This window comes from Serratia sp. L9 (assembly GCF_050632285.1).
Taxonomy (GTDB): Bacteria; Pseudomonadota; Gammaproteobacteria; order Enterobacterales; family Enterobacteriaceae; genus Chania.
In genome coordinates this window covers 4,212,996-4,234,201 of the sequence record NZ_CP192591.1, presented here as the reverse complement: position 1 = coordinate 4,234,201, position 21,206 = coordinate 4,212,996, and the positions used below count along the sequence as shown (strand labels likewise).

Genomic DNA, 21,206 nt, shown 5'->3' with positions numbered 1-21,206 from the left:
TCTATAACTATGCTGCAACTCAGTCAGGTTGGTGTAGAAGGGCGTTTGGCCCCATTTTCGGGGCAGATCGCGGCTGGGTTGCAGGTGCATCTGATTGGCCCCAATGGGGCGGGCAAAAGTACGCTGTTGGCTAGATTGTCAGGCATATTACCGGGGCTTGGCGAGATCCGTTTGGCAGGGCGCTTGCTTGAAGACTTCCCGGGCAATGAGCTGGCGCGGCACCGGGCTTATCTCTGCCAGCAGCAACCTCCGGTGGCGTTAATGCCGGTATTTCAATATCTCGCGTTACATCAGCCTATTGGGGTTGATGAAAACGAGCTGGAAAATACCATTTTTTATCTGGCGCAGTGCTTGAAACTCTCGGATAAGCTGACGCGTATGCTGACACAACTCTCTGGCGGCGAGTGGCAACGGGTTCGCCTGGCTGCTGTGCTGTTGCAAGTGTGGCCGACTGTCAACCCGCACAGCCAGTTACTGCTGTTGGATGAACCAACCAATAGCCTGGATGTTGCGCAAAAAGTGGCGCTTGACCGCCTGTTGAGTGAGTTTTGCCAAAGCGGGCGAAGCGCGTTGGTGTGTGCCCACGATCTGAACCATACGTTACAGCAGGCCGATCGGGTCTGGTTACTGCACGCAGGGCGCTTGGTTGCCGAGGGGGAGACGCTTGAAGTGATGGATCCCGGGTTATTGTCCAAGGTTTATGACGTCGATTTTCATCTGCAGGCGTTAGGGGAACAACGCTGGCTGATGACAAAAACGGCCTGAGGTTATAAATCAAATATAAACGCAAACTAAACGTGGATATTTTTAGTAACCCGCGTTGCGCCAATGAATTCCCTAACTTACTCATCAATATCTTGTTTTCAGGTTGGACACTGTTAGCGGCTAGTGCGCCAAAATGAAATCAAGCAAATAGACATCAATGCATAATCACATGATTTTATTGAGTATTTATATTCAATGCCTGGCGAGGTTTGTCAAAAGGTTTCACTAAAGCAAAAACTTCCTTAAGGTTTAGTTAAGCTTGCTAAAGTAAATTGGCACCTAATCCACCGAGAATCATTCTTTCTGGCGTTTAATATTCGTTAAATGAAAGAGTCTTACAGTGGCTTAAAGAAATTTGCGACGTTTGGGGCTTAACTATGGATCAATTCCTGCCTTTTTCACGCCCAGCAATTGGTGATGAAGAGATTGCAGCGCTAGAAAAGGTATTGCGTTCCGGTTGGATCACCACCGGGCCGCAAAATCAGCAGTTGGAAAGTGAGTTTTGCAAAACCTTTGGATGTAAGCATGCAGTTGCCGTATGTTCTGCGACCGCAGGTATGCATATCACTTTGATGGCATTGGGTATCGGGGCTGGTGATGAGGTGATAACACCATCCCAGACCTGGGTATCCACCCTCAATATGATCGAGTTGCTTGGCGCAAAGCCGGTGATGATCGATGTTGACCGCGATACGCTCATGGTCAGCGCAGCCGATGTCGAAGCTGCCATAACCCCTGATACCAAAGCGATTATTCCTGTTCACTATGCGGGTGCTCCATTGCCAATGGATGCGCTGCGTGAGGTGGCTAAACGCCACAATCTTCCCCTGATAGAAGATGCCGCCCATGCGGTTGGCGCTCGTTATAACGGCGAATGGGTTGGCGCACGCGGCACTGCTATTTTCTCTTTCCATGCGATAAAGAATCTGACCTGTGCAGAAGGCGGCCTGGTTGCCACTGACGATGACGAACTGGCCGATCGCGTGCGTTGTCTGAAATTCCACGGTCTGGGTGTTGATGCTTTTGACCGACAATTGCAGGGGCGCAAGCCACAGGCTGAAGTGGTGGAACCCGGCTATAAGTACAACCTTTCTGACATTCATGCGGCAATCGCTGTGGTGCAACTGGCACGGTTACCCGAGCTGAACGCGCGGCGCAAAGTGCTGGCAGAGCGTTATCTTCGCGCGCTGAAGGATTCTGCTTTCCAGCCATTGGGCTTGCCGGATTATCCGCACGATCACGCCTGGCACCTGTTTATGGTTCGTGTTGATGCACAGCGTTGCGGCATCGAACGTGACCAACTGATGGAACGTCTAAAAGAAGTGGGTATTGGCACCGGGCTGCATTTTCGTGCAGCACACACGCAAAAGTTTTATCGCGAACGTTACCCCGAACTTTCTCTGCCAAATACCGAATGGAATTCGGCGCGCTTATGCACGTTACCGCTTTTCCCAGATATGACCGAAGCGGATGTCGATCGCGTGGTCAATGCCTTGTCTTCTATCCTGGAGTCTTCACGTGTCTCGCGTTGAACCGATCAAGAAAGTATCGGTGGTGATCCCGGTTTTCAACGAGCAGGAAAGTTTGCCTGCTCTATTGGAACGCACCACCGCCGCGTGTAAAAAATTATTGCAACCTTATGAAATTATTCTGGTTGATGATGGTAGTAGCGACAACTCTGCCGAGATGCTGACGGCGGCGGCAGAACAACCAGGCAGCTGTATTATTGCCGTCTTGCTGAACCGTAACTATGGTCAACATTCGGCCATTATGGCTGGCTTTAATCAGGTCAGTGGCGATCTGGTGATCACACTGGATGCCGATCTGCAAAACCCGCCGGAAGAAATCCCAAGGTTGGTCAGCGTGGCCGAAGAAGGGTATGACGTAGTGGGCACCGTGCGTGCCAACCGTCAGGACTCCTGGTTCAGAAAGACCGCCTCACGCATGATTAATATGATGATCCAGCGCGCCACCGGTAAATCCATGGGCGACTATGGCTGCATGTTGCGTGCCTACCGGCGCCATATTATCGAAGCGATGCTGCATTGCCATGAGCGCAGCACCTTTATCCCGATCCTGGCGAATACCTTTGCCCGCCGCACCACGGAAATCGAAGTGCGTCACGCTGAGCGTGAGTTCGGTGATTCCAAATACAGCCTGATGAAGCTGATCAATCTGATGTATGACCTGATTACCTGCCTGACCACCACGCCACTGCGCTTGTTAAGCGTGGTTGGCAGTGTGATCGCGCTGTCCGGGTTCATATTGGCCGTACTGTTGATCGTGCTGCGTCTGATTTTAGGGCCTGAATGGGCCGCAGGTGGTGTGTTCACGCTGTTTGCGGTGCTGTTCACTTTTATTGGTGCCCAATTTGTCGGTATGGGGTTGTTGGGGGAGTACATCGGGCGGATTTACAACGATGTCCGCGCTCGCCCTCGTTATTTTGTTCAAAAAGTGGTCGGCGATAAGCAGGCCCAACATACTCAGGAAGAAGAATGATGAAAGCCATTGTATTTGCTTACCATGATATTGGCTGTGCTGGTTTGAAAGCACTGACAGAAGCAGGCTATGACGTGCAGGCCGTCTTTACGCATACCGACGATCCTGGTGAAAACAACTTCTTCTCTTCCGTGGCTCGCCAAGGGGCTGAGTTGGATTTGCCGGTGTTTGCACCGGAAGACGTAAATCACCCGCTGTGGGTAGAGCGTATTCGTGAACTGCAGCCAGATATCATTTTCTCTTTCTACTATCGCAATATGCTGAGTGAAGAGATCCTCTCCCTGGCGCCTCATGGCGGTTTTAACCTGCACGGGTCGCTATTACCACGCTATCGTGGCCGCGCACCGATTAACTGGGCGTTGCTGAACGGGGAAAGTGAAACCGGGGCAACTCTGCATAAAATGGTTAAACGCCCGGATGCCGGCGATATCGTTGGCCAGCAGAAAGTCGCCATTGCGGAAAACGACACCGCGTTAACGCTGCACAAGAAAGTGTTGGAAGCCGCCCAGGCATTGCTGAAAGCGCAATTGCCAAAGCTGAAGAATGGCAAGGCGACATTTACCGCTCAGGACGAGGCGGATGCCAGTTACTTTTGGCCGCCGCAGCGCAGCGGATGGTGAGATTCTATGGCATAAATCTGCACGCGAGATCAACAATCTGATCCGCGCAGTTACCGAACCTTATCCAGGCGCATTCAGCTATCTAGGTCAGCGCAAGCTGATCGTCTGGCGGGCGAAGGTGCTGGATACCCAGCATGACAAACAGCCAGGTACGGTACTGAGCACCTCGCCACTGGTAATTGCCTGTGGTGAGGGCGCGCTGGAAATCGTAGCTGGCCAAAGTGAATCCGGTTTATACGTGCAGGGGGGCCGATTGGCGCTGGAGATGGGGATCGTGACCGATGTCCATCTGGCACCAAAACCGAACGCAGTGATGGCCCGCAGAACCCGTGTTCTGATCCTGGGCGTCAACGGTTTTATCGGTAACCATCTGACCGAACGTTTGTTGCGTGAAGACCGTTATGATATCTACGGCCTGGATATCGGCTCTGATGCCATCAGCCGCTTCCTGGATAACCCACGTTTCCACTTTGTGGAAGGGGATATCAGCATTCACTCCGAGTGGATCGAGTATCACATCAAAAAATGCGACGTGGTATTGCCGCTGGTGGCGATCGCCACGCCGATTGAATACACCCGAAATCCACTGCGCGTATTTGAGTTGGATTTCGAAGAAAACCTGAAAATCGTTCGTGACTGCGTTAAGTACAACAAACGCATTATCTTCCCATCCACGTCTGAAGTTTATGGCATGTGTGATGATAAAGAGTTTGATGAAGACGGCTCACGTCTGATCGTCGGGCCAATCAACAAACAGCGTTGGATTTACTCGGTTTCCAAACAGTTGCTGGACCGAGTTATCTGGGCTTATGGTGCTAAAGAGGGCCTGAAGTTTACTCTGTTCCGTCCGTTTAACTGGATGGGTCCCCGCCTGGATAACCTGGATGCGGCCCGGATTGGCTCATCCCGTGCAATCACCCAGTTGATCCTCAATCTGGTCGAAGGTTCACCGATCAAACTGGTCGACGGCGGCGAGCAGAAACGTTGCTTTACTGACATCAATGACGGTATCGAAGCCCTGTATCGTATTATTGAAAACCGCGATGGCCAGTGCGATGGTCAGATTGTCAACATCGGTAATCCAACCAACGAAGCGAGCATTCGCGAACTGGCGGAAATGCTGTTGGCAAGCTTTAATGAACATCCGCTGCGCGGCAATTTCCCGCCGTTTGCCGGTTTCAAGGATGTGGAAAGCAGCAGTTACTATGGCAAAGGCTATCAGGACGTTGAGCACCGTACGCCAAGCATCAGAAATGCGCGCCGCCTGCTGGGCTGGCAGCCTACCATCGCCATGCAACAAACCGTTGCCGAGACGCTGGATTACTTCCTGCGTACTACGGTAAAGGAAGGGTAATGGTGCATGAAGAAAGTCGGCCTGCGAATTGATGTAGATACCTTCAGCGGGACCCGAGAAGGGGTTCCGCGTTTGCTGGAGTTGTTGGATAAATACCATATTCAAGCCAGCTTCTTCTTCAGCGTTGGGCCGGATAACATGGGGCGCCATTTATGGCGCCTGCTTCGCCCCCAATTCCTGTTGAAAATGCTGCGTTCAAACGCAGCCTCCCTGTATGGCTGGGACATCTTGCTGGCAGGCACCGCCTGGCCTGGGCGAAATATCTCCCAGGCGCTGGGGCCTCTGATGAAGCGCACCCTTGAGGCAGGCCACGAAGTGGGGCTGCACGCCTGGGATCATCAAGGCTGGCAGGCCCGTGTGGCACGCTGGTCGAAAGAGGAACTGACCCATCAGGTGCAGTTGGGGATCGACGCGCTGGAGGCTTGCACCGGGCAGCCCGTCAAATGCTCTGCGGTAGCCGGTTGGCGTGCCGATCAACGCGTGGTTGAAGTGAAGCAGGGCTTCGCTTTTCACTACAACAGCGATTGCCGTGGTATCCACCCGTTCCGCCCATTATTAGAGAATGGCCAGCCAGGGACGGTACAAATTCCCGTCACGCTCCCCACCTTTGATGAAGTGATTGGCAGTGAAGTCAGCCTGGCCGACTTTAATGATTATATTTTGCGTGCTATCGAAAACGATCGGGGTGTGCCGGTGTATACCATTCACACTGAGGTGGAGGGGATGTCTCAGTCGACCATGTTCGAACAGCTATTGCAGCGTGCACAGCAGCGGGGGATTGAGTTTTGTCCGCTGAGCGCATTGCTGCCGCAAGACACGGCATCACTGCCACTGGGCCGCATCGTGCGCGCGCCGTTTCCTGGCCGTGAGGGCTGGTTAGGTTGTCAAACCGAGATAAAGGGAAAAGACGTTTAAATGAAAGCGCTGAAAGGAACCTGGGCCATCGTATTGGCCATTTTCTTTGCTCTGGTCTATCTGATCCCACTGAATGGGCGTTTGTTGTGGCAGCCGGATGAAACCCGTTATGCCGAGATTAGCCGTGAGATGCTGGCGAAGGGCGATTGGGTGGTACCGAATCTGCTAGGTCTGCGTTATTTTGAAAAACCGGTCGCCGGCTACTGGTTCAATAACATCAGCCAATGGCTGTTTGGCGATAACAATTTTGCTGTCCGCTTTGCTTCGGTATTCAGCACTGGCCTAACAGCGTTACTGGTCTTTGCCCTGGCCTGGCTGATGTGGAAAAATGCTCGTCGGGCCTGCCTTGCGGTGCTGATCTTCCTGTCAATGGTGCTGGTATTTAGCATTGGCACCTACAGCGTGCTTGATCCGATGATCTCGCTTTGGTTGACGGCAGCGATGGTCAGCTATTACCTGACGCTGAAAGCGACCACAACCAAGGGCAAGTTGGGCGGTTATGTCCTGCTGGGGCTGGCATGTGGAATGGGTTTTATGACCAAAGGGTTCCTGGCGCTGGCGGTGCCGGTGATTGCGGTGATCCCGATTGTCATTCAGCAGCGCAAAATTAAAGAGCTATTGTGTTATGGGCCGGTGGCGGTGGTGATAGCCGTGCTGCTTAGCCTGCCGTGGGCACTGGCTGTGGCCTTACGTGAACCAGACTATTGGAATTATTTCTTCTGGGTGGAGCATATTCAGCGCTTTGCCGAAGATAACGCCCAACATAAAGCGCCATTCTGGTATTACATCCCGATCCTGATCGCGGCGGTGCTGCCTTGGCTGGCCTTATTACCAGGTTCGTTACTGAAAGGCTGGCGTGAGCGGGTTCAACGCCCGGAACTGTTCTTCCTGTTGAGCTGGGTGATGATGCCGTTGATTTTTTTCAGCATCGCCAAAGGTAAACTGCCGACCTACATACTTCCTTGTATGGCGCCGTTGGCCCTGTTGATGGCGGCTTACGCCGAGGATTGTGTCGCCCAGTTACGCACCAGAGTATTCAAGATTAACGCCGTGCTGAATGGTCTGTTTGGCCTGCTCGGTATTATCGCTTTGGTGTTGATTGGTTCAGGTTTACTGCCTAAGGTGCATCTGTTCACCGCAGAGGAATGGCCGAAGATTGTTCTAGGCCTGGTGGCTTTTGGCGGTTGGTTGCTGTTTGCCGTAATTTCGGCGCGTAATAATGCTCAACGCTGGACCTGGGCAGCGGCCTGCCCGTTGCTGCTTTGTCTGCTGATTGGTTATGCCATTCCGCAGCAGGTTATTGATTCCAAGCTGCCACAAAGCTTTATCCGCACTAATATGGCCACGCTCAGCCAGAGCAAGTTTGTTCTGACAGATAGCGTGGGCCTGGCTGCGGGCTTGGCCTGGGAACTCAAGCGCAGCGATGTGCTGATGTTCAGCCAGAAAGGCGAGGTGGCTTACGGCCTGAGTTATCCAGATGCGAGCAGCCATTATATCCGTGATGAGGATTTCCCGCAGTGGCTGGAGCAGGCGCGCAAGCTCGGGGATGTGTCACTGGTGCTGCAACTTTCGCGTGGCGAGCACGTTCCACAGACACTGCCTGCAGCGGACAGTGTAAACGAAATGCATCGCATGGCATTGCTGTGGTATAAGCAGCAGCCATGATGGCTTATATTTTGGTGATCCTGGTCAGCCTGTTGACCTGTGCGGGGCAGCTTTGTCAGAAACAGGCGGCCCTTGCCTGGCAACAGGCCGCCGAGCGTCGGTTGAGTATCACTCTACGGTGGCTGGCCGTGGCGTTGTTGCTATTGGGGTTGGGGATGCTGATATGGCTCAACGTACTGCAGCGCTTGCCGCTTAGCCTGGCCTATCCGATGCTCAGCCTGAATTTTGTGCTGGTAACGCTGGCGGCCCGCTGGTTGTTTAACGAAACGACCACGCTGCGCCACTGGAGCGGTGTGGCCTTAATCATGCTGGGGATCCTGCTGATGAGTCTTAACCCATGAAAGGCTACGTTTGGGGAATGGCCAGCGTAGTGTTAGTGACGCTGGCGCAGTTGCTGATGAAATGGGGCATGGCGCAGATCCCATTGCTGCCATTCACCGGCATAACCTGGTCTGTGTTAATCCATTACTGGGTGCCTTTGCTGGCGGCGGGGTGTGGTATCTTCGGTTACGCACTGTCGATGCTTTGCTGGTTTTTGCGCTGCGTTATCTGCCTTTGAACCGGGCTTATCCATTATTGAGTATCAGCTATGTATTGGTGTATCTGGCTGCGGTGATCTTGCCTTGGTTTAATGAATCGGCCACCTTGCTGAAAACGCTGGGGACGCTGTTTATCCTGCTCGGCGTATGGCTGATTAACAGTCATGGGGCGGCAAAATCTCACCAATAACGTAAAAACCAACCTCGATCCCATTATCTCCTTCACAAAGCTTGCCTTTTTCCCTTCTGGAAGGATAAATTAACGCGAAACAGCATTCTCCTTACCCCGCGCCAGCGCTGTGGCAATGCTTCGGGCGGATGTGTCCAGTGAAGGGAACAATGCGATGCGTGTGTGGTTTTTATTAGCCAGTTTAATTCTTGCCGGTTGCAGCAGCCATGCGCCACCGCCGAGTGGTCGTTTGTCCGATTCCATAGTGGTCGTTGCACAATTGAACGAACAGCTCCGCCAATGGTATGGCACGCCGTACCGTTATGGGGGAATGGATCGCGGTGGTGTTGATTGCTCCGGTTTTGTTTATCGCACTTTCCGCGATCGTTTTGATATGCAATTGCCACGTTCCACCGAACAGCAGACCGGGTTGGGGACTAAGGTCGCGCGCGATGAGCTGATGCCGGGCGATCTGGTATTCTTCAAAACCGGTAGCGGCGAGAATGGCCTACATGTTGGCATCTATGACACCAACGATGAATTTATTCATGCTTCTACCAGTAAAGGCGTGACGCGCTCTTCGCTGAATAATGTCTATTGGCGCAAAGTGTACTGGCAAGCCCGCCGAATCTGACTCACCCATTGGCCTGTAGCTTATGTATAATGGCAGCATTGCTTTATTAGCGGTGACTGCCATGAATTCCTTACGTTTATTGATTTCTGATTCCTACGATCCCTGGTTCAATTTAGCGGTTGAAGAGTGCATCTTCCGCGAAATGACCACGCAAAAAATCCTTTTCCTGTGGCGTAATGCCGAAACCGTGGTGATCGGCCAATCGCAGAATCCATGGAAAGAGTGCAATACCCGGCGTATGGAGCAGGATGGCATCCGTCTGGCACGGCGCAGCAGCGGTGGCGGGGCGGTGTTTCACGATCTTGGCAACACCTGTTTTACCTTTATGGCTGGCAAGCCTGGCTATGATAAAACCGTCTCTACCGGCATTATTTTACAGGCGTTGAAACAACTGGGCGTTGATGCATCCGCTTCCGGGCGCAACGATTTGGTGCTCGAAACGGCTGAGGGAGTCCGCAAGATTTCCGGTTCGGCCTATCGCGAAACCCAGGATCGTGGATTTCATCACGGCACGCTGTTGCTCAATGCCGATCTCAATCGCCTGGCGGACTATCTCAACCCCGATCCTAAAAAGCTGCAGGCTAAGGGCATTACCTCCGTGCGCTCCCGGGTTGCCAACCTGGCGGAGTTTGTGCCGGGGATCAGCCACCAACAAGTTTGCGATGTAATTATTCAGGCGTTCTTTGCCCATTATGGCGATACGGCACAGCCGGAAGTGATCTCCCCTGACGTGTTCCCCGATCTGCCCGATTTTGAACAGCAATTTGCCAAGCAAAGCAGTTGGGAATGGAATTTCGGCAAGGCACCTGCGTTCAGCCACTTGCTTAACGAGCGCTTTACCTGGGGCGGCGTAGATATTTTCTTTGATGTCGAAAAAGGTGTGATTGCCCGCGCCCAGATATTCACCGACAGCCTAAATCCCGCGCCTTTGCAGACGTTAGCCGAAAAACTGGTAGGTTGTGCCTATCGCAGCGAGGCCGTAGCTGTCTGTTGTGAACACTTGGCCTTGCAATATCCGCAACAGGAAAGTGAACTTAGCGAGTTGCGCCATTGGCTGTTGGAAACCATCAAGTAACCCTGCCCGAGCCCAGGCCGCCTCTGCCTGTTATCGGCCTGAGGCGTTCTCCCTATAATCCCTCCGTGTTAATCCTGTCGCCCAAGCTCTACACTGAGAGTAATGGAGGGCCTATGCCACAGTTTGAAAACGCTTATTACCAACAACTGCCCGGTTTCTATACCGAACTGAAGCCAACACCGCTTAAAAACGCGAGCCTGTTGTATTACAGCAAGCCTTTGGCGAGTGAGCTGGGTTTAGACGAAAGCTGGTTTACCGAGGAAAAAACGCCAATATGGGCTGGCGAGGCGTTGCTACCCGGTATGCAACCGTTGGCACAGGTTTATAGTGGCCACCAGTTTGGTTCCTGGGCCGGGCAATTGGGTGATGGCCGGGGGATTTTGCTGGGTGAGCAGAAACTGCCAGACGGCCGCAGTATGGATTGGCATTTGAAAGGAGCTGGGTTGACGCCATATTCTCGCATGGGTGATGGCCGTGCGGTGTTGCGTTCGGTGATCCGCGAATTCTTGGCGTCAGAGGCGCTTTATCACTTGGGGATCCCGACAACGCGAGCCCTGACGATAGTCACCAGCGAACATCCCGTGTTTCGTGAACAGCCAGAGCGTGGGGCGATGCTGCTGCGCGTGGCGGAAAGCCATGTGCGCTTCGGCCACTTCGAACATTTTTATTACCGTAAACAGGCCGTTCAGGTCCGGCAACTGGCCGATTTTGTCATTGCCCGCCACTGGCCGCAATGGGTTCAGGAACAGAACCGCTATCAGCTATGGTTCACCGATGTGGTGGAACGCACCGCGCGCATGATTGCTCATTGGCAGAGTGTGGGCTTTGCGCACGGAGTGATGAATACCGACAATATGTCGATCCTTGGCCTGACCATGGATTTCGGGCCTTACGGTTTCCTTGACGACTACCAGCCGGGCTACATCTGCAATCACTCCGATCATCAAGGCCGTTACGCATTCGACAATCAGCCCGCAGTCGGGTTGTGGAACCTGCACCGATTAGCGCAAACGCTGTCAGGCCTGATGACCGCCGAACAACTGCAAGCCTCCTTGGCTGCCTATGAGCCAGCGCTGATGCAGGCTTATGGCGAGCAGATGCGTGCCAAGCTGGGCCTGTTTACTCAATCGAAGCAGGATAACGATCTGCTGACCGGCTTATTAAGCCTGATGGCACAAGAAGGCCGTGATTACACCCGAACATTCCGTCTGTTGAGCGACGTCGAGCAACGGCAGGCAGCAACGCCTTTGCGTGATGAGTTTATCGATCGCGACGCGTTTGACCGTTGGTATCAGCAATATCGCCAGCGTCTGCAGCAAGAGCCGATGAGTGATGCACAGCGTCAGCAATCGATGAAGCAAGCCAATCCGCAACTGATTTTGCGCAACTATCTGGCACAACAGGCGATTGAAGCGGCTGAGCAGGACGATGTCAGCAAGCTTGCGCGCTTGCACCAGGCATTGCTGACACCTTTTGAGGATAATTCTGAATACGAGGACTTGGCCGCTTTGCCGCCGGATTGGGGCAAGCATCTGGAAATATCCTGTTCAAGCTGAATAGGGCAAACCTTGTGGGTTTTGATGTTCACTGCCGCAAATAAACCTGCGGCAGTGCGCTTTCGGGGTGATGCACCACGCCCAGATCGGCCTGATACCAGCGCGTCAGAATGTCGGCCTGTAATACCTCGTGCGGTGTCCCGTAGGCAACCAACTGCCCTTGATGCAGCAACAGAATATGGTCGGCGTACAGTGCGGCCAGATTCAGATCGTGCAGCACACAGCATACCGCCAGCGGCTGTTGGCGTGTTAGAGAACGCAGCAGGCGCAAAGTATGCTGTTGATGATAAAGATCGAGCGCCGAGGTGGGTTCATCCAAGAACAACCAGGAAGGGGCGGCTTGCGGTTGCCATAGCTGCACCAACACTCTTGCCAGTTGAACCCGTTGCTGTTCACCCCCGGAAAGCTGGCGGTAATCGCGCTGGGCTAAGGCAGCGCAATCGGTCTGCATCATTACCTGCCGGACGGCCTGTTCCGTATCGCGCCCGTTGTGGGGAGCGCGGCCCATGGTAACCACTTCTTCCACGGTAAACGGAAAGGCCAACTCGCTATGTTGGCGCATCACCGCCCGCACTTTCGCTAACTGCTGTGGCTGCCATTGCTCAAGGGGTTTGCCGAGCAGGTGGCATTCACCGCTGTTGGGCGTTAAGAAACCGGTGAGCAAGCGCAGCAAAGTCGATTTGCCCGCGCCGTTGGGGCCGATAATTGCCACCATCTTGCCGCTGGCGATGCTGAGAGAGACATCGGAGATCAACCGGCGGCCACCCAGGTTGTAACGCAATTGCTGTGCTATCAGTATTGATGAGTTATCCACCTGAGCGCTCCCGCTGGCGCAGCACCAGCCATAGAAAGTAAGGACCGCCTAGCAGGCTGGTCATCAGGCCTACCGGCATTTCAGCCGGGGCGACCAGGGTACGTGCCAGTGTGTCACTGACCAACAGCAGACAGGCGCCTCCCAAGGCTGAAGCTGGCAATAACCAACGATGATCGCCTCCTAACCGCATGCGCACCAGATGTGGAACCACCAGACCGATAAAACCAATCACGCCGCTCATGGCGACGGCAGCGCCAATCAACAAGGCGCTGAGCAACAGCAATTGCAATTTGGTTCGCTGAACATTAACCCCCAGATAGTGAGCTTCTTCATCGCCAAGCTGTAACAGATTCAATCGGCGGGCCTGTAATAAGGTCAGCAAAACGGCCGGTAGGATCAACGAGGCGGCAACCAGCAAGGTTGGCCACTGCGACTGGCTGAGGCTGCCCATCATCCAGAGCGAAAACTGGCGCAATTGCTGATCACTGCTGAGGTAAGAGAGCACGCCAATGGCTGCCATACAAAGCGCATTGATAGCGATACCTGCCAATAACAGCCGCGACAGGCTGCCATGCCCGCTGCGGCTGATGCCATAAATCAGGATGGAAACCAGCAGGCTGCCAAGAAAGGCCGCCAGCATATGGCTATAGAGAGCGATAAGCGGCGGCAAAGCGATTGGCATGACGATGACCAAAGCCACCAACAATGCGCCACCGCTGCTGATCCCAAGCAGGCTGGGATCCGCCAGCGGATTGCGGAACAATCCCTGCATCACCGCGCCAGACACCGCCAGAGCGCAACCGATAACCACGGCCAGCAGTACGCGTGGCAGGCGAATATTCAGCCAGATATGCCAGGCGGTGTCGCTGAATGGGGCCAGCCACAGAGTGCGAAACGACAGCGTCAACGCCCCCAGATTGGCCGCCCCAACGGACAACACCGCCAGCAGAAACAGCAGGCTGCCGATAGCCAGACGGGGGAGGTGCGGCAGCGCATTACTTTTGCTCCGCCGCGTTACGCAACAGGCTCAAAGCCTTTGGCGTTTCCAGTCCGAAGCCAAGCAGTGCCATATCGTCAACGACCAGCACGCGGCGGTTTTTCCCCGCAGGTGTTAAGGCAATACCGGGTAGTTGCCACAGCTGTTCCAAACCGCCGATTGTGCGCACGCTGTCAGTGGTGACTAACAGTAAATCCGGTGCGCTGGCAATCACGCCTTCTTGCGAAAGCGGGCGGTAACGGCTGAACCCCTGCATGCTGTTGTTCAGCCCGGCAGCACGGATGATGGCATCGGCAGCGGTATGCTGGCCAGCGGCCATCGGTGCAACGCCGCCGTGGCTCATCACGAACAACACGTTTACCGGCAAGGGCGAGCGGGTTACTGCGGCCAGTTGTTGCTGGTAGCGTTCGGCCAGCTTTGCGCCTTCATCGCCACGGTTTAACGCGCCTGCGATTAGGGTGATCTTTTCTGCTACCGCCTGCACGGTAGTATCTCCGGGGATGCGCACCACCTTTACGCCACTTTCTTCCAACTGTTTCAATACCAAGGCTGGCTCGGCGAGTTCGGTAGTCAGCACCAGCGTGGGTTTCAGCGCCAGAATGCCTTCGGCATTCAGTTGGCGCATATACCCGACATCCGGCAATTTTTGTACGGCAGCAGGGCTCTGGCTGGTACTATCGCGTGCTACAACCTCATCACCCATGCCCAGGGCGAATGCGATTTCGGTCACGTCGCCGCCTATAGAGATAATCCGCTCGGCTGCAGAAGTAGCCAATGGAAATGCCAGCGCGATGCACAACGCCAGGCTACGGGACAATGACGTTATCATGCGGCAATGTCCTTAGGTTCAAGCGCAGCAATCTGTTCACGCCATTGAGTCTGCTCTGGCTGACCTTCGGTGCGTTGCCCATACAACTGGGCAATTTGGGTGCCATCGGCGGCAAACAACTCCAGGCTGGTGACCATGCCATCTTTGGTCGGTTTACGTGTGATCCAGCTTTCTGCGATAGCGTCTTCGATCAGGTGCAGGGTAAAGCGGCGGTTGAAGACGTTGATCCAACCTTCTTGTGGCATCAGACGTTCGATCCGGCCGGTAAAGATCTGAACGCAACCGCGGTTACCGACGAAAATCATGATTTCATTCTGTGCGGCCTGAGCGGTTTGCAGTATTTCAGCCAAGGCGCTGTTGTCTACACGATAGGCCAAATCATTGCCCACGGCGCGGAAAGCCTGCTGACGGGTGAGATTGTTGCGGTTCAGCAATTGGAAAAACTGATGTACGTCAGTCATGGCGCGCCACTCGGCATCAATTTTGGCGGTGTCTGCGGTGTCATTATCTTTTTTGATTTCTGCCGTTTGTAATTCAGGCACCGGGTTTTGTGCACTCTGATGGCGTTCAATCAGTGACATCCAGGAACCAAGATCGGTTTCATCAGTGGTGTAAACCTTGTGCAGCGCGTCACCTTGATAATCAAAGAACTGAATGCTGTGGCGTACACCCCGCTTGTTGGTTTCACTGAGTGCAAACACGCTGGCCCACTGGTTGAGAAACAGGCGCAAATCCAGCGCACGTGGGTTCAGGATCAGCCCTGCATGGCCATTCAGGTGCTGATTCTGATAGCGGCCAAGCTGTTCATGCACCGCAAAGCTATTGCGCGTAATGGATTTGGTAACGCCAACCTGTTCCAGCTCGGTTAGCAGCGTGCGTGCATCGGCTTGCAGGCGCAAGGCATCGTGGCCAACGCGTGCGTGAGTCAGTTCTGCTTCACTGACGCCGAGCAACTCCGCCAGATCGCGAGCATATTTGCCTGGATTATCAATTTTTGCCTGTTGGTAGCGTTGATACAGAGTTTCACTCATAACTGAGGTTCCTATTTTTAGATAAACAGCGGGCAAGGGCTGCCCGCCCGCTTTGGTTCAACGGGTTACCACTGATAGCTGAGCAACAATTTGGCGTTACGGCCATCCTGCGGAATGCCTTGTGGTGAATAATATTCTTTGTCGAAGGCGTTACCCAGCACCAGGGTAGTGGTGACGCCTTGCAGATTTTCGCGGCCCTTGTAGCTCAGGTAGAAATCGTTGACGCCATATCCGGCCTGAGTCGCCGTGCCGCTCGGCACGTTATGCGCACTTTGGGCAAAAGTGGCGACCCAACCGGTGGACAGACCGGTTTCTGCAATCGGAATGTCCAGGATGCTGGTGACGGTGTCTGGATTAATGCTGGCTATCCAATTATCAGTGGCTTCATCTTTGCCACGCGTACGGTTGTAGGCCAGATCCCAACCAAACCAGGGTGTCTGATAGTTTAGCGAGGCATCCCAACCCCAGATCTTGGCTCGATCTATATTGGTGGAGAAGGTTGTACAACTGATGCAATACATACCGGTTGGGCCACGCCCCAGCTCCATGGTGACGCCGGTGGTGATGTAATCTCGGGCTTTGGTATCAAAATAGCTGGCTTTGAATTGCAGACTGTCATTGGCCATTAACATGTCATCAAAGCGCAAACCGAAGCCGTATTCCTGCGTGGCATTGGTTTCCGGCTTCAGATTCGGATTGGGTACCCAATAGTTGGTAATGGTGGTCGGGTCCATGGGGATCGAGAAGTGTTTAGAGTCGTTGTACATCTCGCCCATGGTGGGGGCGCGGAACGCTTGGGCATATGAAGCGAACAGCATCAACCATTCGGTAGGGGTCACGCTGACGGCACCGCGTGAGGACCACCTGTTGGCATTTACGTCATCGTAACCGTCGCTGGAGCCTTTATAGTTGTCATAGCGGGTCCCGGCCAGGAAGGAGATCGGGAGATCACGTAAGGTAATTTCATCCTGCAACCAGCCAGAAGCGAAGTTGATTTTCGCCTGTGGGAAGCTTTCTGTCGCGCCGCCAGGTGTTTGTTCTTGCTTATAGGCCTCGGTGCCGTAAGTGAACAGGTGAGAGGCGAAGCTATCGGCAAACAGCCGAGTATGGTTTTCCAGCTTTCCGCCGCTGGTGGTCTGCCTACGCGTTTCGTCTTCGCTACCACGGGTATGGGCGTTGATTTCCACTTCGGAGTAATAAACCTTGGCTTCTGCGTCCAGCCAGTCTTGCCCTGTGGGTTTGAGTTTATAACTGAGCTGGCCGTCACGCTGAATAGTGGAACGATCGGTGGATAGGTTACTGTTAGATACTTCAGGAGATTGCGGGTTTTTGGGTTCCTGCGCCCGGTTGTTGTAATAACGTAAGTTACCGCTCAGCGACTGGCTATCGTCTAAAGTCCAGGTCCCTTTAGCCAGCACGTTGCTGATGGTTTCGTCGTTCGGCGCATCAAAGCCATTGCCCTGCCGCAGATTACCGACATCACGGGTACCAAAGGAGAGCAACCCATCAAGATCGTCGGTTCTGCCGTAGGCACTGGCCCCCATCCCCAGACTATGATCGCCACTGGCCGCAGTGCCGAATACGCGGAAACCGCTATTGCGACCCGGCAGCAGCAGATCGGCTGCATCGACCGTTTCATAGGAGATCACGCCCCCGAGAGCGCCGCTGCCATACAGCAAGGCGGCAGGGCCACGTACAATTTCGATACGTTTTACCAATGCAGGATCCAGGAAAGTGCCGTTGATATGGCCGGTATCGGTACCTTGACGAATGCCGTCGACCAAGGTCAACACGCCGCGATGGTCGTAACCCCGCATTATAACGTCCTGTCCGTTACTGCGACCCGTTCCGGTCACGGTAATTCCGGGAACACCGCGAAGCATATCGCCAGCGGTAGCAGCAGTCTGGCTTTGCGGGCTGGTACCATCAATAACTGTCACCATCATCGGTGCTTCGAAACTGCTGCGCTGATTACCGGTAGCGATTACGGTCATAGGGTCATCTTTATGGGCTTCGTTTTTTACCTTGGTGGTGGTTTGTGCAAAAGCCACCGTAGGCAAAGTGCAGGCAATCGCCAGACTTAGTGCGGATAAACGCAACCGGGTGGAAATAATGGCAGGCATGTGGCAACTCTCCGTATGTTTAAAACATATCAATAGATTTGCTGGCTGCCTGGATCATGGAATCGGGGTGGCTGGCATTCAAAAAATATACCCTTTGGATTTCAAGCCAGCCGCTCAAGTGCATATGCACTTCCCTGTACAGCACCGTTAGTGCAGGTCACAACGCTGTGGCTTGAAAGACGACGGGTATAAGGGTTATTTGGTTAAGATCAATTTCCCCGCTTTGGTCTGGCGCAGTTGATAACGTTGCCCCTGATGCGTGATCACCGCCAAACCTTCGTTACCCAGCAGTTCGGTGCTGTCGAAGCAAGGCGGTAGCGCCGCGTGTGTGCTGGCATTTGGAGCTGCGGCGCTGCCAGGGGAAAGAAGGGGATTATCGCGATTGTTCATATAATCAACCATTAAATGATAACCAATATCAAATTGATAATCATTATCATGTGAACAAAAGGTTACATCAAGGAAAATTTTCTGACCGCAGGAAGTTTTTTGCTGCAGCCAGGTTACTTCAGCAGGGTTTCGATACGGTCGAACAGGCGCTCCGGTTTGGTCACCGGGGCAAAACGGCGGATCCGCTCGCCGTCGGCGGTAAGCAGGAATTTGGTGAAGTTCCACTTGATGCGTTGGCTACCGAGCAGGCCTGGGGCCCGGCGCTTCAATTCAATAAATAAGGGATGAGCGTCAGGGCCGTTAACGTCAATCTTGCTGAATAACGGGAAACTGACACCAAAATTGAGCGTACAGAAGTTGGCAATTTCTAACGGATCCCCCGGTTCTTGCCCACCAAACTGATTACAGGGAAAGCCTAGCACCATCAAACCGCGCGTACGGTAATATTGCCATAAATTTTCCAGGCCAGCATATTGCGGAGTAAAACCGCATTTGCTCGCCGTATTGACCACCAGATAAGCCCGGGCGGGGAAGTCTGACAGGGTTTTGTGCTCACCTTGCAAAGTTATGCAGGGGATGGACAGCAGTGACTGGCTCATGCGGCAAGCTCCGGAATAAGGGGTATCTGGCAAGTATAGGAAGATAGCCAGAATGCGCAGGTCACTCTGGCTGAAACAATCAGAACCGGGTATCTACCGCATCGGCCAACATCGCAAGCAACTGTTCGCTGTCTGACCAACTCAAGCAGGGATCAGTAATGGACTGGCCATAGGTGAGGGGTTGGCCTGCCGCGATTTTCTGCGTGCCTTCTACCAGGAAGCTCTCTGCCATCACACCCGCCACGGCAACAGAACCAGAACGGATCTGTTGGCAGACATTTTCGGCCACGTCCAACTGGCGGCGGTGTAGTTTCTGGCAGTTACCGTGGCTGAAGTCGATCACCAATTGTTCAGGCAGATCGAATTCACGCAGACTATCGCAGGCGGCTACCACATCGGTCGCATGGTAGTTTGGCGTTTTACCGCCACGCATGATGATGTGGCCATAAGGGTTGCCGCTGGTTTGGTAAATGGTCATTTGGCCGGTTTTGTCCGGTGACAGGAACATATGACCAGCGCGGGCGGCACGGATTGCATCAATGGCGATGCGGGTATTGCCATCGGTACCATTTTTAAAACCCACCGGGCAGGAGAGCGCCGAGGCCATTTCACGGTGGATCTGGCTTTCGGTGGTGCGGGCACCAATGGCGCCCCAACTGATCAGGTCGGCAATATACTGGCCGACCACCATATCCAGGAACTCGGTCGCCGTTGGCAGACCAAGCTGGTTCACTTCCAACAGCAGCTTGCGGGCCATCTCGATGCCACGGTTGACCTGATAGCTGCCATCCAGATCGGGATCGGAAATCAATCCTTTCCAGCCCACTACGGTGCGCGGTTTCTCAAAATAGGTGCGCATCACGATCTCCAGACGATCCTGATAACGCTCGCGAAGTGCATTCAGACGGCTGGCATAGTCCATGGCTGCATCCAAATCATGAATGGAGCAGGGGCCAATCACCACTAATAGGCGATTGTCTTCGCCGGTCAGGATTTTTCTATACGCTTACGTGATGCCGTCACGTTGTCGGCTACCTCCGCTGAAATCGGCAGCTTATCCGCCAACGCTTGAGGCGTAACGAGGCTGTCGATGCGCGCGGTCCGCAGTTCATCTGTTTTGTGCATGGTTTTCTCTAAAGCTGTTCTTCGCTACGGCAGGAATGCCGGGAAGTGATGGCGATCACAATAACGCAAAAACCGCTGAATTCAACCGTAGAGATTGTGATCTGTTGACTGAGACCGGCAAAAAAACACAAAAAGAACAGGCGGTGGCGCAATGTTAACCAGATTAGCCGGTGCCCCCTCCAGCAGGAAAGGGCTGGCAGCTGACATCAGAACATCCTGCGGCTCATACCGAGAATATCAAGAATTTTGGTAGAGATTTCCTCAACTGAATAGTTGGTGGTATTGAGGTAACGGATTTGGTTTTTGCGAAATAATGCTTCTACTTCAGCGACTTCCATCCGGCACTGGCGTGAAGACGAATAACGGCTGTTTTCCCGCCGCTCTTCGCGGATGGCGGTCAGGCGCTCCGGGTTGATGGTCAGGCCGAACAACTTATGTTGAAATGACTTCAGCGCTGCGGGTAACTGCAGATTATCCATATCATCAGCGGTAAACGGGTAGTTGGCGGCGCGGATGCCAAATTGCATGGCCAGATAGAGGCTGGTCGGGGTTTTACCGCAGCGAGAAACACCGAGCAGGATCACCTGTGCCTGATCGAGGTTACGCAAAGAAATACCATCATCGTGCGCCAAAGTGTATTCAATAGCTGCGATACGGGCGTCATATTTCCCCAGGTTATTCTCGGTCAAACCGTGTGTGCGGTTTGTCACCGGTGTTGGGTCTACCCCCAGTTCCCCCTGCAGTGGGCCAACCAGTGCCTGCACGATATCCTGGCAGAACCCTTCGCTTTGGACGATCACCTGGCGCACCTCTGGCGAGATGATGGAATAGAACACCAAGGGGCGCACGCCGGTCCGCTGATATATCTCGTTGATCTGCTGGCATACGCCACGGGCTCGCGCTTCGGTTTCCACGAAGGGCAGAGTATAGGTCGTTGCTTTGACAGGGAACTGCGAAAGCACCGCGTGCCCTAACACTTCGGCGGTGATTGCCGTGCCATCTGAAATATAAAAAACGCTTCTTTCCACCCGTAACTCCTTAACTGAAATGCTGGCTAAGCATCATGTCTGTGTGCCTGGCGAGGGTAAAGGGGCACACAAAATTTTTGTGACGGCGCCATTGACCGCTTTCCTATATAGCCACTTTCCATACCTGATGGACAATACCCTATTTAAAAAACTGGTTAAATAAAACCGAATTTCATTTTTAATAAAACTAATAATCTAATTTTTAATAGATTGATATACCCTGGTGGTGTTTATTTGCGGCAAAAAAACACAGAGTAAAGGGGTATTTAATAAAAAGTTTAAAAATTATTTAATTAGTTGAATTGTAAGCCAATAGCCAAAAAGGGAACGATCCCTATTAAAAAACGCCAGGGGTAAATTCTCTTAAAATCTATTTTCTTCATTGGCTTGATCGATTCACCTTTCCATTAACCATGGATGATTGTGCTAGTCTGACTCGGTGCCGTTTTCAGCGGTGCGGGTAATACAACCGTATAAAA

General features: G+C 53.4%; 17 protein-coding genes and 3 pseudogenes. 11 read left to right on the top strand and 9 right to left on the bottom strand.

Features of this window, described 5'->3' with window-relative positions; all coding sequences use genetic code 11:
- Positions 1–9 precede the first annotated feature (9 nt).
- The 11 genes and pseudogenes from btuD to ACQ86O_RS20110 all read left to right on the top strand — a co-directional run bounded on the left by btuD (position 10) and on the right by ACQ86O_RS20110 (position 11,791).
- A complete protein-coding gene (gene btuD, locus ACQ86O_RS20160) occupies positions 10–765 on the top strand; it encodes a vitamin B12 ABC transporter ATP-binding protein BtuD (protein WP_431222579.1) in 756 nt (251 codons plus the stop codon).
- Between the two features lie 377 nt (positions 766–1,142).
- Positions 1,143–2,297 carry a UDP-4-amino-4-deoxy-L-arabinose aminotransferase gene (arnB, locus tag ACQ86O_RS20155; protein WP_431222578.1) on the top strand — a complete coding sequence of 385 codons (1,155 nt, stop codon included), beginning with the start codon at positions 1,143–1,145 and terminating at the stop codon, positions 2,295–2,297.
- Positions 2,284–3,264 carry an undecaprenyl-phosphate 4-deoxy-4-formamido-L-arabinose transferase gene (gene arnC / locus ACQ86O_RS20150; protein WP_431222577.1) on the top strand — a complete coding sequence of 327 codons (981 nt, stop codon included), beginning with the start codon at positions 2,284–2,286 and terminating at the stop codon, positions 3,262–3,264. Before arnB ends, arnC begins: the two co-directional genes overlap by 14 nt.
- Positions 3,264–5,238, top strand: a pseudogene (arnA, locus tag ACQ86O_RS20145) (bifunctional UDP-4-amino-4-deoxy-L-arabinose formyltransferase/UDP-glucuronic acid oxidase ArnA). The gene arnC and the pseudogene arnA overlap by 1 nt, the downstream one beginning before the upstream one ends.
- Positions 5,239–5,244: 6 nt before the next feature.
- On the top strand, positions 5,245–6,153 hold the full coding sequence (gene arnD, locus ACQ86O_RS20140; protein ID WP_431222576.1) for a 4-deoxy-4-formamido-L-arabinose-phosphoundecaprenol deformylase: 909 nt from the start codon (positions 5,245–5,247) through the stop codon (positions 6,151–6,153).
- Entirely contained in the window at positions 6,154–7,818 is a 1,665-nt protein-coding gene (gene arnT, locus ACQ86O_RS20135; protein WP_431222575.1) for a lipid IV(A) 4-amino-4-deoxy-L-arabinosyltransferase, read from the top strand.
- Positions 7,815–8,159, top strand: coding sequence for a 4-amino-4-deoxy-L-arabinose-phosphoundecaprenol flippase subunit ArnE (gene arnE, locus ACQ86O_RS20130; protein ID WP_431222574.1), 345 nt, complete (start codon positions 7,815–7,817; stop codon positions 8,157–8,159). Before arnT ends, arnE begins: the two co-directional genes overlap by 4 nt.
- Positions 8,156–8,547: pseudogene (gene arnF / locus ACQ86O_RS20125) on the top strand (4-amino-4-deoxy-L-arabinose-phosphoundecaprenol flippase subunit ArnF). The gene arnE and the pseudogene arnF overlap by 4 nt, the downstream one beginning before the upstream one ends.
- Positions 8,548–8,701: 154 nt before the next feature.
- Positions 8,702–9,160, top strand: a complete 459-nt coding sequence (locus tag ACQ86O_RS20120) for an NlpC/P60 family protein (protein ID WP_431222573.1) — start codon at positions 8,702–8,704, stop codon at positions 9,158–9,160.
- A gap of 61 nt (positions 9,161–9,221) precedes the next feature.
- On the top strand, positions 9,222–10,235 hold the full coding sequence (locus ACQ86O_RS20115) for a lipoate--protein ligase A (protein WP_431222572.1): 1,014 nt from the start codon (positions 9,222–9,224) through the stop codon (positions 10,233–10,235).
- Positions 10,236–10,348: 113 nt separating this feature from the next.
- A complete protein-coding gene (locus ACQ86O_RS20110; RefSeq protein ID WP_431222571.1) occupies positions 10,349–11,791 on the top strand; it encodes a protein adenylyltransferase SelO in 1,443 nt (480 codons plus the stop codon).
- 28 nt (positions 11,792–11,819) lie between these two features.
- On the opposite strand, the gene ACQ86O_RS20105 is transcribed toward ACQ86O_RS20110, so the two are convergent.
- The 9 genes and pseudogenes from ACQ86O_RS20105 to ppsR form a co-directional block, all read right to left on the bottom strand.
- Positions 11,820–12,605, bottom strand: a complete 786-nt coding sequence (locus ACQ86O_RS20105; RefSeq protein WP_431222570.1) for a heme ABC transporter ATP-binding protein — start codon at positions 12,603–12,605, stop codon at positions 11,820–11,822.
- Positions 12,598–13,596: a FecCD family ABC transporter permease gene (locus ACQ86O_RS20100; protein ID WP_431225785.1), complete on the bottom strand. Its 999-nt coding sequence runs from the start codon at positions 13,594–13,596 to the stop codon at positions 12,598–12,600. Before ACQ86O_RS20100 ends, ACQ86O_RS20105 begins: the two co-directional genes overlap by 8 nt.
- Before the next feature lie 4 nt (positions 13,597–13,600).
- A complete protein-coding gene (locus tag ACQ86O_RS20095; RefSeq protein ID WP_431222569.1) occupies positions 13,601–14,431 on the bottom strand; it encodes a heme/hemin ABC transporter substrate-binding protein in 831 nt (276 codons plus the stop codon).
- Positions 14,428–15,462, bottom strand: a complete 1,035-nt coding sequence (locus tag ACQ86O_RS20090; RefSeq protein ID WP_431222568.1) for a hemin-degrading factor — start codon at positions 15,460–15,462, stop codon at positions 14,428–14,430. The genes ACQ86O_RS20095 and ACQ86O_RS20090 overlap by 4 nt, the downstream gene beginning before the upstream one ends.
- A 65-nt stretch (positions 15,463–15,527) precedes the next feature.
- Complete coding sequence (locus ACQ86O_RS20085) at positions 15,528–17,585, bottom strand: TonB-dependent hemoglobin/transferrin/lactoferrin family receptor (RefSeq protein ID WP_431222567.1); 2,058 nt, start codon at positions 17,583–17,585, stop codon at positions 15,528–15,530.
- Positions 17,586–17,780: 195 nt separating this feature from the next.
- The gene (hemP, locus tag ACQ86O_RS20080; RefSeq protein ID WP_431222566.1) at positions 17,781–17,975 is read right to left on the bottom strand and encodes a hemin uptake protein HemP; all 195 of its coding nucleotides are present in this window, start codon (positions 17,973–17,975) and stop codon (positions 17,781–17,783) included.
- A 113-nt stretch (positions 17,976–18,088) separates the two neighbouring features.
- Positions 18,089–18,574 carry a glutathione peroxidase gene (locus ACQ86O_RS20075; protein WP_431222565.1) on the bottom strand — a complete coding sequence of 162 codons (486 nt, stop codon included), beginning with the start codon at positions 18,572–18,574 and terminating at the stop codon, positions 18,089–18,091.
- 79 nt (positions 18,575–18,653) lie between these two features.
- A pseudogene (locus ACQ86O_RS20070) lies at positions 18,654–19,699 on the bottom strand (3-deoxy-7-phosphoheptulonate synthase).
- A gap of 206 nt (positions 19,700–19,905) precedes the next feature.
- Positions 19,906–20,727 (bottom strand): posphoenolpyruvate synthetase regulatory kinase/phosphorylase PpsR, encoded by an 822-nt coding sequence (gene ppsR / locus ACQ86O_RS20065; protein ID WP_431222564.1) that lies wholly within the window; start codon positions 20,725–20,727, stop codon positions 19,906–19,908.
- Positions 20,728–21,206: the final 479 nt, after the last annotated feature.